Consider the following 16,767-nt stretch of genomic DNA (forward strand, 5'->3'; position numbering starts at 1 on the left):
GTCTGCTTCACCTGACTTACGTGCCGCAACTGGAAGCTCCCGCCGTGTGCCCTTCTCCACCGAACTACTCTGCTTGTCCCGGTTCGTATTACTTGACGCTGAGTTTTGTTCAGACTGACGCGCGTTGCGGTCAAGTTTAAAGAAGGCCATTAACTGCTGCAGTTGCTCAGCCTGCGAACTCATTTCTTCAGACGTCGACGCCAGCTCTTCTGACGAGCTTGCACTTTGCTGAGTAATGCTGTTTAGCTGCTCCATCGCCGCGTTAATTTGCGTCGCACCGCTACTTTGCTCTTCCGAGGCTGCATTGATTTCCTGAACCAGATCAGACGTTTTCTGAATAGATGGCACCATTTCGTTTAACAGATTACCCGCTCTCTCAGCCAATTTAACGCTGCTTCCGGCGACTTCACCAATTTCCTGCGCAGCAACCTGACTACGTTCGGCAAGCTTGCGTACTTCAGCCGCGACCACCGCGAAGCCTTTACCATGTTCACCTGCTCGAGCCGCTTCAATTGCGGCATTCAACGCCAACAGATTAGTTTGGTAGGCGATGTCATCGACAATCGATATTTTTTCGGCAATTGACTTCATTGCATCCACCGTTTCGCCAACAGCATCGCCCCCTTCCTGTGCTTCGCTTGCCGCTTTGGACGCCATATTGTCGGTGATTTTTGCATTCTCGGTGTTCTGAGTAATGGACGCCGACATCTGCTCAATAGAGGATGTAGTTTCTTCTACACTGGATGCCTGCTCACTGGAGCCCTGGCTCAGGCTTTGTGCGGTCGCTGACACTTCTTCGGAAGCCGATGCCAGCGAATCACTGGCTGAACCAACATCCCGGATAACCTGGCCCAGCTTGTTAACCATGGCTTGCAAAGCCTGCATCATTTGGCCAATCTCGTCTTTCCGGTTGGTATCAAGTTCCACCCGTAAGTCGCCATCTGCCAGTTTCTCTGCCGCGTCACGTGCCATTGCAACAGGGCCGGTGATCCCTTTGGTAATAACCAGCGCGAGGAAGATGGCTATAACCACAGCCCCGACAGCGATAATAATCATCAAACGGAAAGCCGCATCGAAACTATTCATCGCTTCAGCTTCGTTTTCATTAATCAGCCGCTCCTGGTGAGCCAGCATTTCTTCAGCGGCCGCAAAGTATTCATCCTGCGGTGCCTGGGCGTCTGTCAGAAGATGTTCAACAGCCTCTTCAAGCCGCCCCGCCATGGCCAGATCAACCACCGTATCAAGCTCCGGACGAAACGCTCGCTGAGCCGCTGTTATTCGATCCATCAGCCGCTGACCATTCTCAGTGACGATCCGGTTATCGAGATCATTGGTCCATCTGACCGCTTCTGCGCGCGCATTATCGATTCGATCAAGCTGTGCTTGTCGCTCAGCGGCTCCATCAACCAACATCAGGTTACGAACGGCCCGCGCGGTGATGTTGGTTTCATGCAAAACGAAGTTCGCTGCACGTGTATTTGGATAGCGGTCATTCGCGATTAAGTCGAGATCGCCGTTGGAGGCATTTAACGCCTGCAAAGCGATAGCCGCTATAGCCACAATGAGTGCTGTGAGGATGGCATAGCCAATTCCCAACTTGAGGCTGATGCGTAGATTTTTAAACATAATGTGACTCCTAAAAGTCCTTTTCTTGTTGTTATGAAATGCCGCTGTTGCTAGTGGATAACATGATGCGGCTGTTTGTCTTTTACCAATTGCATGAGCGTGGGAATATCCAGAATAAGGGCGACTTCGCCATTCCCCATAATGCTGGACCCCCCAATTCCCTGAAGCTGGCTGAACAATTGTCCCAAGGGTTTAATGACGGTTTGCAGCTCACCGTGGAGCCGGTCGACGACAATGCCGGCCTTCTGGTTGCCATAATGAACCACGACTACATTTTCACGAATTGGTCGTTCTGTTTTCATTCCAAACAGCTCGCGGAGGCGTACGAACGGCAACACTTCATTTCGTAAATTCATATACTGACGACCATTTTTCTCAACAGCGTCGTCCTGTTGCAACTCGACGCATTCGCGTATCGAGTCAAGTGGGATTACAAAGGGAGATTCTTCGACGCCGACCAAAAAGCCATCAATGATTGCCAGAGTCAGTGGCAAATGGAGCGTCAACTTGGTCCCTTTTCCCTGCTCGCTGTCGATATCAATGCGCCCACCGAGCTCGACAATATTGTTACGCACCACGTCCATGCCGACGCCCCGACCGGATAAATTAGTCACGGCGTCCGCGGTTGAAAAACCGGGCGCAAAAATAAGCTTATAAATATCCTCTTTATTGAGTTCATAGGTTGAATCGATAAGGCCTTTTTCAATCGCTTTTGCCCTGATACGTTCAGCATCAAGACCGGCGCCATCGTCAATTATCTCGATAACAATGGAGCCCGAGTCGTGATATGCATTCAGCTTAAGCTGTCCATTGAGCGGTTTGCCTTTCGCCTCGCGTTCAGCCGGTGATTCGATTCCGTGATCCAGCGCGTTTCGTACCAGGTGCATGAGTGGATCACCAATCTTCTCGACCACGGTTTTATCAAGCTCGGTATCGGCCCCAGTTATTGACAGGGTCACCTGTTTACCAAGCTCATTGGCTACATCACGAACCACGCGCTGGAAACGATTAAAAGTGGCACCGATTTCAACCATGCGCAGGCGCATGGATGCATCACGCACTTCCTCAATCAGTTCATTCAGCGTGCTCACGGACTCCGTCAACGCATCATTGTTACTGTCTTGGGAATGGATAGCGGTGCTAGCACCGGAAATCACCAACTCCCCTATCAAATTAATGAGTTCATCAACCCGATCCGCTTCCACACGCAACGTACCGCCGTCTTTGCTGGCTGCTCGGTCCTCGTTCTGCGAGCGACCTGCGGTACTTTGCGCTTGCTTTGCAATGGCCGCTTCAACAACCTGAGGTGCAGTGTTACCCCGATTGATTAGAATTTCTCCAAGTGCGTGCTGCGGTTTGCTGCTCTGAATAGCTAATGCCTGCTCCAGTTCTTCGGGGGTTAAGCTTCCGCACTCAACAAGGATCTCACCTAAACGCCTGGGTTCCTGATCCAGTTCACTGATAAGGCTCAGATAACTTTCAAGCTCAGCGAAGGGCGGAATAATACGGACCTGACTATCGTCACGAATAAACTCAAATACATCTTCAATGGTTTGCTTGCTCTCATGACTGACAAAACCGATTTCGAAGCCGAGATAACAAGCTTCCGGGTCAAACTTTTCAAAGTTATCCGGCATCTCGTTACTGACGGTAACAACACTGACAATCTGCCCGAGTTTTTGCAGGTAACGTAGGAAGGACATCGGGTCCATACCTTCGCGCAACGCCTCTGCATGAAAACGAAGCGAAATATGCCAGTGTCCACTGCCGTTGTTACCCAGACGTTCAATCGCCGGAGACTCATTATTATTAGACTCACTGACTGCGAAGGATTGGTTATCCTTCTCAGCTGGCGGCGAGAACGTCTGCAGTTCGTTGACCAGACGCTCTGCCCGCTGAGGGTTGCTCTCTTCCTCTACTCCGTCGGCTAAGCATTCAATTAAGTCCAGACAATGGTCTTTGCACTCGAGTAAGGTCGCAATAAGGGAACTGGTTAGGGTGATCTTTTCTTCACGCAGCTGGTCCAGGAGGGTTTCAACTTCATGCGTAAATTCAACAATATGGTCAAGCCCAAAGACCCCCGCCGATCCTTTCACCGTATGCGCGGAGCGAAATATCCGGTTGATGAGCTCACACCAGGCTATTTCGTTGTCATCTTCTGTCTCCGTCGTTGAGTCGTCGCTAGTATCTAACCCACGCTCCAGCGCCAACAGGTCTCCTTCCATCTGTTCAAGTAATTCGCGGCACTCCTCGACATACGTGATTAAAGCGGCGTCCATACTCATTCGCTTGTCCCCTTAGTAACAGGCACAGCCGTTAAGCCGAAGAATCCATTGAGTCCAAAAAGTCCCACTGCGTCTTTAACTGCCTCACTGCATGTGACAATACGTAATTCCTGATGATGGCGGGCAAACACTTTTTTTAACAAAACCAATAGCTGTACGCCCGAGCTATCAACTAATGAGACCTGACCCAAGTCCAGGTCAAGAGGAGCCTCACCCATATTCGCGGAACTCAGTGCCTGATAAAGCTCGAACGCATGGTAAATCGTCAGTTCGCCCTCAAGTCGGGCGTGCCAAATCATTGTGCTGTTGTCTAGGTTAAACATCGTTTTCCCTTACATGACTAGCTTTTCAACAGCGGTCAGCATTTGTTGCGGTTGAAAAGGCTTCACTACCCAGGCCTTCGCTCCAGCAGCCTTACCCTGGGCTTTTTTGTCTTCCTGTGATTCAGTCGTCAACATGATTACGGGGGTAAACTTATAAGCGGGGTTTGCTTTTAGCTCTTTCACAAAGCTAATCCCATCCATCTTGGGCATATTAACGTCACTGATAATCAGGTTAATTTTGCTCCCATCAAGCTTTTTCAAACCATCCATACCGTCACATGCTTCAATGGTTTCGTAGCCTGCTCCCTGCAATGTTGTACTTACCACCTGACGAATAGACGCTGAGTCATCAACAATCAGAATACGCTTAGTCATTAGTCACCTCTTTTTTCCTATACGCTTTTTTACAGCGGCCCGGCAGCTTAAAAAAATGTAATATCATTATCGTCCGCGTCGCTATTGTGCGATTTCTGCCCAGCATGGTTGGTCCGCTGTTCCTGCATTGCGTAGCTTGATTCCATATCATCTAACCAACTCTGCACATCAATTTGTTCGCTTGGTTGCTCGAGTTTGTCCGACAGCCCTTGCATACTGCCCGTCACCTGCAACAGAATTTGACTGAGTCGATCCTGAAACTGGAGGTTGACCAATATGTCCTCGACATCACGCTGTGTTTCAGTCGCTTTGTTTTGCAACAACACGGATGATTCACTATGTTCCTTCATCAGATGCTTAAGCTTTTTCAGCACCTCTTCCAAATCCTGCTCAGCACGGTTCATTAGTTCCGTCTGGGTATTAATAGTCTGCTCGGTCGCAGCCTGAGTGCTGGCAATTGACTCGTGAATGCGATTGACGTTGTCCGTCATCCTGGCTGCGGTATCTTTAGAGCGAGAGGATAAGGTGCGAACTTCGTTGGCAACCACCGCAAAACCTCGCCCAGCCTCACCAGCTCTGGCGGATTCGATAGCAGCATTCAGAGCAAGTAAGTTGGTCTGTTCAGCGATCCCAACGACTTCCTGGGCCATTCGTTTAAGCTCCCCGGTGTAGTCGGATAGCGCATCCATTTTACTTAGAATGTCGCGACGACTATTTTGGCTCTGCCGCAGCTCTTTCATCACCGTGACAATTTCGTTTTCACTGCTTGCAAAGAGTTTGCTTAACACCTCCGCGTCAGACTGGAAATCACTCGAACCGCTGTCGGACAAACGGTTTACAATGGCTTTAAATCGTTGACTCAACTCCATTACGGCGATTTCAGACTGCTCATTGGCCGTCCGAAGCTGTCGAGACCAGATAGGATGCGAAACCCGGTACATTTCCAGAGTCTGCCTGGATTCTCGTTCGAAACGCTGTTCGATTGCGCTGCGTTCCGCACTCAGCTGCTCCAGTTGCTGCTTCTGTACATTCGCTACCTGGCGCCCCAGCCGTATAGTAATAATGAAAGATAGAACTCCTAACACACTAGCCGGAAGCCACCAAAAGCCGGAAAAAAGTAGCACTGTGGAGAGTGCAAACTGAGGTAGAATCATGTGCCGACAAACTGGATCTATCCATGGATTTTTCCAATCTGATGATACCGGCATGGGTTGAGCGATTTGCTGCACGCGACCTCCAAGATCAACGCGGATTAACGAACAAACAATCAATGTAAAGAGTTCGTAAAGAGATGCGCTAATAATAGAGAAGAAGTAAGAAACGAAGATAGTCGTAAACACCCCGATTGGGGTACGTAGTAATACCTAGACACTGAACCTATACTCAGTGCATTAACGTACGCGGGAGTGAAGAAGCGCTTGGATCCGGGCAATAAGTTCATCGCTTCGGTACGGCTTCATCAATATGCTATTCCGCCAATCTTTGTGAATATGATGTTTTGCCGCCATGTCTGGATAGCCGGAGGTTAGTAGCACGGGTAGTGAGGGGTCCAGTTGATTTGTTTGTTTTGCAAGTTCAAACCCATCGATCTGACCAGGCATGATCACATCTGAAAATAGTACATCAACGGCATTCTGCGAGCGTAAAATCTGCAAAGCGAATTCGCCATTTTCTGCGCTGATGACCTTGTACCCCGCATCCTCTAACGCTTGTTCAGCATAGGTTCTCACCATAGGATCATCTTCAACTAATAAGACAGTGTGGTCGCGTTGCTCTGAGGTATCCTTGTAGCGCGTCAACGCTTGTTTTTCACGATTCGGCAAAGCGTTGCTAAGCGGTAAGTACAGGCGAAACACGCTGCCTTCCCCCAGGTGCGAGGACACATTGATATGGCCGCCTGACTGTTTAATAAAACCATAGGCCGAACTCAGACCCAGACCCGTTCCTTTCCCTGTCTCTTTAGTCGTAAAGAAGGGTTCAAAAATACGGTGCTTAATCTCATTAGGGATACCTGTCCCCGTGTCCATCACTTCTATCAGTGCATAATGACCAGGTACCAGAGAGTCCCGATCGAGCGTGCTCTGCTGAAAACCAGCAAAAGGATACACGCCAACGGTTACCGCTCCTGAACCTGCCATCGCATCACGCGCGTTGATGACTAAATTCAATAAGACATGTTCCAGTTGCCCTGCATCAATACAAACGTGGAGAGGCTCTGAATGCAGTTTCAGAGCGAAGCTATGCTCTGCCCCTAATGTCGTCACTAGTAAATACTCAAGCTCCTTAAGTAGCAGATTCACATCTACCACTTCCGGGGTCAGCTTTTGTCGACGCGAAAATGCCAGCAGTTTATCGGTTAAAGTCACACCGCGCTCAGCTGCATTCATAACCAGAGTAGTCACCTTTATAAGCTTTTCATTATCCGGTTTTTGCTGATCAAAGTAGCGCAGTAGTAAATCTGTATTCCCCACAATAACCGTCAGTAAGTTGTTAAAGTCATGGGCAACTCCGCCGGTAAGGTGGCCAAGTGACTCAATTCGTTGGGCATGATTCAGCTGTTGCTGCAGTTCTCGTTCTTGAGTAACGTCACGAAGAAAGACCGAGAGGCCTTCTGAAGAAGGATAGATACTTACTTCAAGCCAGGTTTGGTTATGTGTAAGGAGTTGCGTGAATGAAATGGATTCCTGCATACGATACGAGGATTGCATGGGCTCAAAAATCTCTTCGCTTAGCCCCGCACTCGGAAACCAGACTGGTTTTCCAAGCAAATCACCGACGGATACCCCGAGCATTTTGCCCGCCTGATTGTTGACATAGGTAAAGTTGAATAAGGTATTCAGGGTAAAAAAACCGTCGGTAATACTTTCCAGTACGTTGTAATAGCGCTTCGCCTGCTTCAGAGTTTGTCCCTGCAGTTCTTTTAAATCCGCGATATTAATCCCGCTCCCATACCATTTCAGGACGCGACCCTGGGTATCGAAAACAGGCTTGGCCTGAACAACAAACCATTCATAACCGCCGGTACGAACCTTAATTCGAAACTCAGCCCTGAACTCTGTTTTTGTTGAAACTGCTTTTAACCAGGCATGCTCACTATGAGCTCTGTCGTCTTCATGCACCATTACCTGCCAGTTTTTTAGCATGGTCTGCTGATCGACCCCGGTATATTCAGCAACAGGTCGAGCAAAATAGTCGAACTTACCATTCGCATCGGCGGTCCAGATCAGGATCGGGAGGTTGTCCGACAGGCGCTGGAATTCACTTTCAGAACGAGCCGTTTCAAGACGACCAATTAGAGACGCGTACTTTTCAATTAAGCTGTGTACTGTCAACAGTACAAGCACTGATAACAGACGATGACTGGCAATCACGTGCAGTGTGGCTTCATCGTCCCACGGCGGTGCCGACCACAGGCTACCGGAAAAAATGAAGATAATAGATACTGCCGTTATCCACCGTAGGACGGTACGATTCTGCAGCGTAGCAGCTAACAATAAGACCGGAAGATATAGAAATCCATGGGCAAAGCCGAGAGGAGTCAAGCTATCCAACACCGCCAGCAAAACTAGCAGTATCGTAATCGCTGCCCCCACCACTATGTTTGTAATAGTAAAATTACGTTTGCCGTGCAACGATATCCCCTCATCCCACTGCTGATTTGCATACCCGTCACTTGCAATGGCATTTCAATGTGCATAGAGTTGTCATCATAGATGCGCAAGCAGAATGCTTCTATGGGTCATACTACCAAAGTCTGTCGGTATTATTACGGATAGTAATCAATCTTTTGTAACGTATCAGAACAACTTACCCCCCTTTCTAGCCAGTTAATTCAGGCGCTGAAGTAAGTAAAGGATAAAAAATGAGTCGAAAAACGCTCGTCTACGTCGTTGATGACGAGCCCGAGATACGCGAAACCCTGCGGAATGTATTTGAATTTTCCGGGTTCGAGGTGCAGTGCTTCGCCGACGCAAATGCATTTTTAGGGTCGACGATACGCAGTATCAACAGCTGTATCGTTTTAGATTTACGTTTACCTGAAATGAGCGGTCTCGAATTACAGTCACGACTACGCCAATTAGACCTTAATTTGCCAATCGTTATTTACACTGGCAATGCAGATGTCGGAACCACCGTAAAAGCGTTGGGTGACGGGGCTTTTACGCTGCTGCAAAAACCCGCTTCTAACGACGAACTTATCAAAACCGTGAAGAATGCAGTTGAGCACAGCGATAAAGAAAATACCCAGAGAGTTCAGATTGAAAATGCACACGAACATTTGCGCTCGCTCTCGGACAGAGAACGTGAGATTGCTGAGCTCCTGGCTGACGGATATCGGGCGGCAGAAGTCGCACAAAGCCTTACCATAAGCGCCCGTACTGTGGAAACTCATCGAACCCATATCTTTCGCAAACTGAACATAAAATCAGTAGCGACCTTAGCCAAGCTCGTTGTATTATCCGATCTATAAAGTAAACAAAACTACAGGGTCAAGGGCCGAACCTGTCAGCGTTCGCCTTTTTCTATCCACTTTACGATAGTTGGCGCTTCATAACTGGCAAATCTGTCTAGTAGCGTATCGGCAACCGCATCCACAATTAGCATGTCGCGATGGGGTTGCTGAACAAACTGCTCCGCTACTGCGTTATCCAGAAAAGCAATCAGCGAGTCAAAATAGCCATCTACATTGAGCAGCCCACATGGTTTTCCATGAAAGCCTAGCTGAGCCCAGGTCCACACTTCGAAGATCTCCTCCAACGTCCCTATCCCGCCAGGCATGGCGATAAAACCATCGGACAGTTCCGACATCAGAGTTTTACGCTCATGCATCGACTGGGTGACAAACAATTCGGTCAGGTTCGCGTGTGCGACCTCCTTACGAACCAGAGCCTCGGGAATCACGCCAACCGCCTCTCCTCCCAGCTCAAGTACAGTGTCCGCAATCAGCCCCATAATACCAACGCTGGCTCCACCATAGACAAGCTTCAGGTCTCTGTTCACCAATTCCCGGGCAAGTTCCCGTGCGGCGCCAGCATACACGGCACCCCGCCCCGGATTAGACCCACAATAGATGCATATACTTTTCATGCGTATTCTCGCTAACGAAACTCTAAACTGACGCTTACCATTCTAGTGCATCATGCGCCAACACCACTAACCTCTTGAGCAACGTCCATGCTGCACATGATTAGCGGCTTTTTGTCTGTAGTGGAATCGAGAGATTCACATTCTTTCAATTGAGGGTACGCTTGTTCGAAGATTGGGGAAGTCTCTGGATGTTGATCTAAAATGAAACACACTTCCATTCGATACATTGCGTGAACGTCTACGTTAAGTGGTTCAGGCGTTGAGTAAATTTCGTCCACAATGGATTGCATGATCACCCCCGCCCAAGGTATCTGAGCCGCTACGAGTGGCACATGGGTTTCTAGCTCTTCCTTTGTCTGTCCGTTATGTCTCGCTTCAATTATTTCCTTAACCATATCGACAGACGCTCGCATCCCTTCCGGTAAAGGACACTTAGACTGTGCTTGACTAATAGCCGGAAATAACAACGCAAACAAAGTAACTATCAGCAATATTTTATTCATCGACTTCCTAAACGAAAGCTTTTATTTGAGCTCAATTTGAGTGAGACCTTCTTCTAAAAAGTAATCAAACCGAATAGAAAAACATTCCATGCTTCCTGGTTCCTGTCCTGATTTAAGCTCATATCTACTTCGAGACAGGCTTCTAATGGACTCGAGATCAAAAAAGTATTCAGGATAGGATTCAATTATATTTATTTCTACAGGAATGCCATCAGCCGTCAAATCAAACTCCATTACTACGAAACCTTCCCTCTTATCAAACAAAGCGGCAGGAGGATACCTGGGGCCCGGCTGCATCCGCATAGCATACTTACCACTCTGAAGGACGCTTGAGTGACTTACACAACGAGAAGGTCTTTTAACTGAATTATCCTCGAACATTTCCAGCTTGTCCTCCATCGATAAGACCTTCTCTTCCTCCGATACGCTTGAACATCCAGATAAAAGCAAAACAATGAACATTACCTGCATCCGGTACAAATTAATTCTCCTCATGAATTCCATTTTTTAAGTAAAACAGGAGCCCGTTGGGTAAGGTCTTGGTTCTGACCGAGCTAAGGCTAATTGCGGAGGGCTAGTCTCTTGAAAGACAAAACGAGATTGCGTGTTTCGAATGCCTTATATCCCTGGCGCATTTTTATTAGTTATTGATACTACAAAGGATACTTACCCTGCGCAACTGAAAAACAGTCGTACTGCAGCAACTATCCGTCGACCGGGTTTTATTGGTGCTTGGGGGCTTTGTGTTGTGGTTATAGCTGAATTGAGAAATAAAAAACCCTCAATGTTGGGAGCCAACAATTGAGGGTTTGATCAATCATACCGGGCTGTGAAGTTCAGTTTACTCAGCGTTCTCCGAACTTATCAGGTATGGGCCCTGCCCGTCCCAGCCGCCGCCCATGGCTTTGAACAGGTTGGCGGAGGCAATGAAGCGCTGGCTTAATGCCTGAGTCAGATTAAGCTCGGCATTTAGTTTTTCGCGCTGCGCATCCAGTAGCTCATAGTAACCGATGGCACCGGCATCATACTGCACCTGAGCCAGCTCTGCGGTTTCACTGATAGCTTCAGTCTGACTGCGCACGGCGTCGACGCGTTGTTGTGCATAGCCGTGCATGCTGATGGCATCCCGCGCATCACGCAGCGCACTTAAAACCGCCTGGCGATACTGCGTTTCGGCCTGAGCTGAAGCGGCTTCGGCACTTTCTACCCGGGCACGATTGCGACCGAAGTCGAAAATCGGTCCGGCCAGATTGGCACCCAGACTCCAGGTTTCGGTGCCATCAGCAAACAAGTCACCGGCCTCCAGTGCCGTACTACCAAACATTCCGCTCAGGTTCAGACTTGGAAAACGGGCCGCCTGTGCCACACCGATCTGTGCGTTGGCTGCAACCATATAGGCCTCAGCAGCACGCACGTCCGGACGACGCTGTAAAAGCTCGGATGGTACTACTTCAGGCAACACATCCGGTACCTTGATGTCTGTTAACCGGACATCACCGAAATCCAGCGCTGAGAGCATTTCACGCGGGCTGTAACCAACCAGCATGGCTAACGCCGTTTGAGTGGACTCCAACTGCTCCAGCAAGTCCGGCAACATGGCCCGCGCACCTTCGGTCATGGCTCGCGCCTGACGCACACTAAGCGGGTCAACCGCGCCGCCCTCGTAGCGCATTTCCATCAGTTCCAGGCTTTCTTCGTAACTGCCAATGGTGTTTTGTGCTACCGCTACCTGCTGCTCTAAAGCACGCATGGTGAAGTAGGTTGAAACCACATCTGTCACCAGGTTGAGGCGAATCGCCTGAGTCCCGTACAAAGACTCTTCAAGCAGCGCAACCGAGGCTTCACGTTCACGCCGTAAGCGGCCCCAGATATCGAGCTCATAGCTTAGACTACCCGCGACGGTAAACTGATTGCGTGGTCTGCCACCGCCAAATTCAGCAGGTAATAAAACGCCAGCCTGCTGAGTTCGGGTTGCTTCGGCCTGGCCACCTAAGGTCGGCCAAAATGCAGCATTACTTAACCCTAACTGAGCACGCGCCTGTTCAATACGCTGGAGTTGCAGCTGCAGCTCCAGACTGTCGTCCAGCGCTCGCTCAACCAGGCTGTTCAGCGCCTCATCGTCAAAACGCTTCCACCATTGTTGCCAGTCACCAAGCTGAGCGTCAGCCTGCTCTACCTGAGCGGGCCAGTCCTCAGTTAAGTCCAGCTCAACTGGCTGATAATCAGGGCCCATGGCGCAGCCCGCCAGGGCTACGCTCAAACTGAAGGCCAATATTGTCTTACCCATTTTGTGTCTCTCCTTTGCGCTCTTTGCGCTCACTGCGCCAGGTTGAGATGTCTTCGAACAGCTTGTAACCAAGCGGCACAAACAACAGGGCCAGAGTTGAGGCTGCTATCATGCCGCCTACTACCACGGTACCGATTTCCTGACGACTGGCTGCGCCTGCGCCAGTGGCGAAGACCAATGGCAAGGTACCAATGATAAAGGTCATAGCGGTCATCAGAATCGCACGGAAACGCTGACGAGCAGCAGTAATAGCCGCTTCTGATGAAGACATGCCTTCTTTGCGGTTTTGTGCTGCGAATTCAACAATCAGAATTGCGTTCTTCGCGGCCAGACCAATCAGTACCAGCAAACCAACCTGGAAATACACGTCATTCGGGAAGCCACGTAGCAACGACGCCAGTGCCGCCCCCAGAACGCCGAACGGTACCGCGGTGCCCACTGCCAGTGGCAGCGTAATCCGCTCGTACTGGGCAACCAGGATCAGGAACACCATCAACAAACCAAGCCCGAACGCAGCACCACCAGCACCAGCTGCTTCATCCAGCTGATAGGCTTCACCGATCCAGCCCAGCTGCATGTTAACGTCGCGGCTGCGTTCATTAACGATACGTTCCAGGGCTTCTTTGGCCTCGCCAGTGGTATAACCCGGCGCCGGATCAGCCATGATTTTCGCTGCTGCATAGATGTTGAAGCGGTTAATAATGTCAGCACCACGCTGACGCTCGACAGTAACCAGCGAGCTCATCGGCACCATGACCCCATCCTGCGAACGAACGAAGACATGACGTAAGTCTTCCGGCTGGGTACGGTACTCGCCCATCGCCTGCACGTTCACCTGCCACAAGCGCCCTAAGTAAGTGAAATCATTCACATACAGGCTACCTAAGGTCGACTGCAGGGTGCTGAACACAGCTTCCAGGTTGACACCCATAGCGTAAGCTTTATCGCGATCCACTTCGATCTGGTAACGCGGCATGCTGGTATCCAGCGTGGTTCGCGCGCCGGTTAATTGCGGACTTTCGTTCGCTGCCTGGGCAATGCCCTGAGCGATTTGCTCAATTTCGGTGACCGACAGATCTTCACGAACTTGCAGGTAACCTTCCACCCCACCAGTCAGAGACAAGCCCTGAATCGGTGGCGGTACGAACACCATTACATTGGCTTCCTGAATACCAAAGCCCATGCCCATAATACGGCCAGCTAACGCCTGCGCATGTTGCTCCGGTGCGGTACGATCCGCCCAGTCCGCCAAATCAATAAAGCCGGCCATGGTATTACTACGCAGGGAACTGGCAATGATGTCGAAACCGGCAAACGAGGTGAAGTTATCCACTTCGTCCATGTCCAGCAGCATCTCAGCAATCCGATCGCGCACTTCTTCGGTGCGGGCCAGATGTGAATTTGCAGGCAGTTGCGCGTACAACATGGCAACACCCTGATCCTCTGCAGGCACCAGGCTCGATGGCAAACGGGTTAACAGGAAGATAGCCAGCACCGTACAGCCAGCAAAAAGCGCAATACCAATCACCCAGCGACGAACCAACCAGGCTACCGTCCCTACGAAACCATTGGTCAGCTTCTCAAAAGCGGCGTTAAACCATTGAAATGGCTTGGCCACTTCCTTTTTCTGTCCATCCAGGAACAGTGCACACATGGCGGGTGTCAGGGTGACCGCAACCACACCAGAGACCACCACTGAGACCGCAATAGTCACTGCGAACTGACGGTATAATTCACCACTTAAGCCGCCGAGGAAGGCAACCGGGGCAAATACAGCAACCAGTACCAGGGTTGAAGAAACAACCGCACCCGTTACCTGCTGCATGGTTTCAACAGAGGCATCGCGCGCTTTCATGCCTTTTTCGGAGATCAGCCGCTCAACGTTTTCCATTACGATAATGGCATTATCAACCACGATACCAATCGCCAGGACCAGACCAAACAAGGTCAGCATGTTGATCGAGAAGCCAAGCATCTGCATACCAGCAAAAGTACCGATAAGAGAGACCGGAATCGCTGCGACCGGGATCAGCGTAGCGCGGAAACGTTGCAGGAACAGGAAAGTCACCAGAACCACCAGCAATACCGCAATCAGTAAAGTGGTAACTACCTCTTTAACTGAAATTTCGATAAATTCTGTGGTGTCATATGGCACATAGTAATCCAGGCCTTCCGGAAAACGACTGCGCATATCGTCCAGTGCTTCATGCACCACCGACGCTGTTTCTAACGCGTTCGCGCCCGGTTGCAGGAAGATCCCCATTGGCACCGCACGCTGACCATTGTAGATGGCTGAGAAGTCATAGTTTTGCGACCCCAGCTCTACGTCCGCGACATCGCGCAAGCGCAGATAACCGCCATCGCCGTCGGTACGCAAAATGATATTTTCAAATTGCTCGGGCTGATTGAGCTGAGTATCCGTAGTCGCACTGTAAGTAAACGCCTGTCCTTCCGGAGCCGGGTTACCACCGAAACGGCCTGCTGCATACTGCGCGTTTTGTGCACCGACAGCCGCGGCCAGATCCTGCGGGATCAGTTTATTTTCAGCCAGTTTGGCCGGGTCGGTCCAGATCCGCATTGAATAGTCCTGCGGTCCGAACAAGGACGCATCACCTACGCCAGGTAAGCGGGACAATTCGTCGAGCACATTGATCAGCGCATAGTTACTGATTTCCAGCGTTTCCATGCTGGCATCAGGTGAATACAGCACTGGCACCATCAGAATGTTGGTCGAACGTGCTTCGACCTGCACCCCTAACTGGCGAACAACCTGAGGCAAGCGCGATAATGCCGCCTGAACCCGGTTATTGACGTTAATCTGTGCCTGATCCGGGTCTGTGCCCATAGCGAAGGAAATCGAAATTTGCAGCATACCGGCATCAGAACTGGTCGATTCCATGTAAATCATGTCATCAACGCCGTTGATTTCCTGCTCCAACGGAGCTGCCAGCGAGTCGGCTATAACTTGCGAGCTTGCCCCCGGGTAGGTTGCAGAAACCACCACCTGCGGTGGCACCACATCCGGATACTGCTCAATTGGCAAGGCGCGCAAGGCGACAATACCAACCAGCATAATAATCACTGAGATGACCGTCGAAAACAGCGGACGGTCAATAAAAAAACGTAGCATCTAGCTCTCCCCGTTACCTTGGTTGGTAACCTGAACATCTGCACCATCACGCAAGGCGACATGGCCATTAATCACCAGTTGGTCACCGCTCGATAAACCGCTTATAACCAGTTGACGACCGTCGATCACCGGACCAAGCTCAACCGGCTGCGCACGCACCTTGGCATCGCCGTCAAGGACAAATACCTGAGCGCCGTCCTGACTTTGGCTGACCGCAGTCGGCTCAATCATAAACACGTCGTCGTACTGACCAACCACAACCCGAACACGAATAAACTGGCCCGGGATTAGTTGCCGTTCGGCGTTGCTGAATTCAGCCCGCATCGCGACGCTTCCCGATTGCTCATCAATTCGCGGATCGATAAAATTGATCTCGCCAACTTCGGCATATTCGCTGCCATCGGGCAGGATAGCCCAGGCTTTATTCACCACATCATCCGCGCTGTCATTGTTATGAGCACTGCGGTGACTAAACGCATCGGTTTCGGGAATGGAAAAGTGCACCCGAATCGGATCAACCTGGGTCACGTGGGTTAACGTCATGCCACTTTGAATGAGGTTACCAACGGTGACACGCTCACTGCCTGCCATGCCGTTCACTGGCGATTCAACGCGGGTGTACCGCAGATTACGTTCTGCATCCTGCAGCGCAGCCCGGGCACGGGCGACGCTGGCTTCCGCTGTATCACGGTTACTCTGAGCCTGTTCGAAATCACGACGGCTTACCGCATCACGCTCGAACAGTCCCGACACCCGGTCCCATTCGCTTTGCGCCTGGCGGTTCGCTGATTCCGCATCGCTTAACGCAGCACGTGCGGTAGCCAATTGAATCTCGTAAGGTTCAGGGTCGATTTGAAACAGCGTTTCGCCCTGTTCAACTTCAGTGCCTTCGTCGAAGCGGCGCTCCTGCAAAATACCTGAGACCTGAGCAGCAATTTCCACTTCGCGTGCGCCACGTACCCGGGCGGCATACTCACCAAAATAGGTTACGTTTTCGCTATCCACCTCGGCTACTGTCACTGGCGCTGGCGGCATTCCACCTTGCTGTTGCTGTTGTGGCTGGTCGCCGCCACATGCAGTCAGGCCCAGTGCGGCCAAACTGACTGCCAGAGCCAAAGGGACTGGCCATATTTTTGTTGCCATCGGTGTA

At 50.5% G+C, this 16,767-nt stretch carries 13 protein-coding genes and 2 pseudogenes; 2 read left to right on the plus strand and 13 right to left on the minus strand.

Annotation, left to right across the window (positions count from 1 at the left end; genetic code table 11):
• Nucleotides 1-108 precede the first annotated feature (108 nt).
• The 7 genes and pseudogenes from CWE12_RS13780 to CWE12_RS02640 all read right to left on the minus strand — a co-directional run.
• Nucleotides 109-846 (minus strand): annotated as a pseudogene (locus CWE12_RS13780) (methyl-accepting chemotaxis protein); the annotation flags it as partial.
• An 18-nt stretch (nucleotides 847-864) separates the two neighbouring features.
• A pseudogene (locus CWE12_RS13785) lies at nucleotides 865-1,626 on the minus strand (MCP four helix bundle domain-containing protein); the annotation flags it as partial.
• A gap of 50 nt (nucleotides 1,627-1,676) precedes the next feature.
• Entirely contained in the window at nucleotides 1,677-3,911 is a 2,235-nt protein-coding gene (locus CWE12_RS02620) for a chemotaxis protein CheA (protein WP_126788111.1), read from the minus strand.
• A complete protein-coding gene (locus CWE12_RS02625) occupies nucleotides 3,908-4,234 on the minus strand; it encodes an STAS domain-containing protein (RefSeq protein WP_126788112.1) in 327 nt (108 codons plus the stop codon). The genes CWE12_RS02620 and CWE12_RS02625 overlap by 4 nt, the downstream gene beginning before the upstream one ends.
• Nucleotides 4,235-4,243: 9 nt before the next feature.
• Nucleotides 4,244-4,609, minus strand: a complete 366-nt coding sequence (locus CWE12_RS02630; protein ID WP_126788113.1) for a response regulator — start codon at nucleotides 4,607-4,609, stop codon at nucleotides 4,244-4,246.
• Nucleotides 4,610-4,656: 47 nt separating this feature from the next.
• Entirely contained in the window at nucleotides 4,657-5,694 is a 1,038-nt protein-coding gene (locus CWE12_RS02635) for a methyl-accepting chemotaxis protein (protein ID WP_198675668.1), read from the minus strand.
• Nucleotides 5,695-6,000: 306 nt separating this feature from the next.
• Nucleotides 6,001-8,241, minus strand: a complete 2,241-nt coding sequence (locus CWE12_RS02640) for a hybrid sensor histidine kinase/response regulator (protein ID WP_126788115.1) — start codon at nucleotides 8,239-8,241, stop codon at nucleotides 6,001-6,003.
• A 230-nt stretch (nucleotides 8,242-8,471) separates the two neighbouring features.
• Here CWE12_RS02640 and CWE12_RS02645 point away from each other — a divergent pair, with 230 nt between their 5' ends.
• Complete coding sequence (locus tag CWE12_RS02645; protein ID WP_126788116.1) at nucleotides 8,472-9,080, plus strand: response regulator transcription factor; 609 nt, start codon at nucleotides 8,472-8,474, stop codon at nucleotides 9,078-9,080.
• 35 nt (nucleotides 9,081-9,115) lie between these two features.
• Here CWE12_RS02645 and CWE12_RS02650 read toward each other — a convergent pair whose 3' ends face one another.
• Genes CWE12_RS02650 through CWE12_RS02660 form a run of 3 tightly spaced genes read right to left on the minus strand, consistent with a single transcriptional unit; the run spans nucleotide 9,116 to nucleotide 10,662 of the window.
• Nucleotides 9,116-9,697: an LOG family protein gene (locus CWE12_RS02650; protein WP_126788117.1), complete on the minus strand. Its 582-nt coding sequence runs from the start codon at nucleotides 9,695-9,697 to the stop codon at nucleotides 9,116-9,118.
• Between the two features lie 50 nt (nucleotides 9,698-9,747).
• The gene (locus tag CWE12_RS02655) at nucleotides 9,748-10,200 is read right to left on the minus strand and encodes a hypothetical protein (protein WP_126788118.1); all 453 of its coding nucleotides are present in this window, start codon (nucleotides 10,198-10,200) and stop codon (nucleotides 9,748-9,750) included.
• A gap of 21 nt (nucleotides 10,201-10,221) precedes the next feature.
• A complete protein-coding gene (locus CWE12_RS02660) occupies nucleotides 10,222-10,662 on the minus strand; it encodes an energy transducer TonB (RefSeq protein WP_157981911.1) in 441 nt (146 codons plus the stop codon).
• Nucleotides 10,663-10,804: 142 nt separating this feature from the next.
• Here CWE12_RS02660 and CWE12_RS02665 point away from each other — a divergent pair, with 142 nt between their 5' ends.
• The gene (locus CWE12_RS02665; protein WP_126788120.1) at nucleotides 10,805-11,005 is read left to right on the plus strand and encodes a hypothetical protein; all 201 of its coding nucleotides are present in this window, start codon (nucleotides 10,805-10,807) and stop codon (nucleotides 11,003-11,005) included.
• A 36-nt stretch (nucleotides 11,006-11,041) separates the two neighbouring features.
• Here CWE12_RS02665 and CWE12_RS02670 read toward each other — a convergent pair whose 3' ends face one another.
• Genes CWE12_RS02670 through CWE12_RS02680 form a run of 3 tightly spaced genes read right to left on the minus strand, consistent with a single transcriptional unit; the run spans nucleotide 11,042 to nucleotide 16,760 of the window.
• The gene (locus CWE12_RS02670) at nucleotides 11,042-12,487 is read right to left on the minus strand and encodes an efflux transporter outer membrane subunit (RefSeq protein WP_126788121.1); all 1,446 of its coding nucleotides are present in this window, start codon (nucleotides 12,485-12,487) and stop codon (nucleotides 11,042-11,044) included.
• Nucleotides 12,480-15,617, minus strand: coding sequence for an efflux RND transporter permease subunit (locus tag CWE12_RS02675; RefSeq protein ID WP_126788122.1), 3,138 nt, complete (start codon nucleotides 15,615-15,617; stop codon nucleotides 12,480-12,482). The genes CWE12_RS02670 and CWE12_RS02675 overlap by 8 nt, the downstream gene beginning before the upstream one ends.
• Complete coding sequence (locus CWE12_RS02680; RefSeq protein WP_198675669.1) at nucleotides 15,618-16,760, minus strand: efflux RND transporter periplasmic adaptor subunit; 1,143 nt, start codon at nucleotides 16,758-16,760, stop codon at nucleotides 15,618-15,620.
• Nucleotides 16,761-16,767 lie beyond the last annotated feature (7 nt).

Source organism: Aliidiomarina sedimenti (genome assembly GCF_003986955.1).
GTDB classification, from domain to species: Bacteria; Pseudomonadota; Gammaproteobacteria; order Enterobacterales; family Alteromonadaceae; genus Aliidiomarina; species Aliidiomarina sedimenti.

Excerpts from the sequence above, each read along its gene's own strand:
- CWE12_RS02620 (WP_126788111.1), bottom strand. The coding sequence starts at position 3,911 with ATGAGTATGGACGCCGCTTTAATCACGTATGTCGAGGAGTGCCGCGAA.
- CWE12_RS02625 (WP_126788112.1), bottom strand. The coding sequence starts at position 4,234 with ATGTTTAACCTAGACAACAGCACAATGATTTGGCACGCCCGACTTGAG.
- CWE12_RS02630 (WP_126788113.1), bottom strand. The coding sequence starts at position 4,609 with ATGACTAAGCGTATTCTGATTGTTGATGACTCAGCGTCTATTCGTCAG.
- CWE12_RS02645 (WP_126788116.1), top strand. The coding sequence starts at position 8,472 with ATGAGTCGAAAAACGCTCGTCTACGTCGTTGATGACGAGCCCGAGATA.
- CWE12_RS02650 (WP_126788117.1), bottom strand. The coding sequence starts at position 9,697 with ATGAAAAGTATATGCATCTATTGTGGGTCTAATCCGGGGCGGGGTGCC.
- CWE12_RS02655 (WP_126788118.1), bottom strand. The coding sequence starts at position 10,200 with ATGAATAAAATATTGCTGATAGTTACTTTGTTTGCGTTGTTATTTCCG.
- CWE12_RS02660 (WP_157981911.1), bottom strand. The coding sequence starts at position 10,662 with ATGTTCATTGTTTTGCTTTTATCTGGATGTTCAAGCGTATCGGAGGAA.
- CWE12_RS02670 (WP_126788121.1), bottom strand. The coding sequence starts at position 12,487 with ATGGGTAAGACAATATTGGCCTTCAGTTTGAGCGTAGCCCTGGCGGGC.
- CWE12_RS02675 (WP_126788122.1), bottom strand. The coding sequence starts at position 15,617 with ATGCTACGTTTTTTTATTGACCGTCCGCTGTTTTCGACGGTCATCTCA.
- CWE12_RS02680 (WP_198675669.1), bottom strand. The coding sequence starts at position 16,760 with ATGGCAACAAAAATATGGCCAGTCCCTTTGGCTCTGGCAGTCAGTTTG.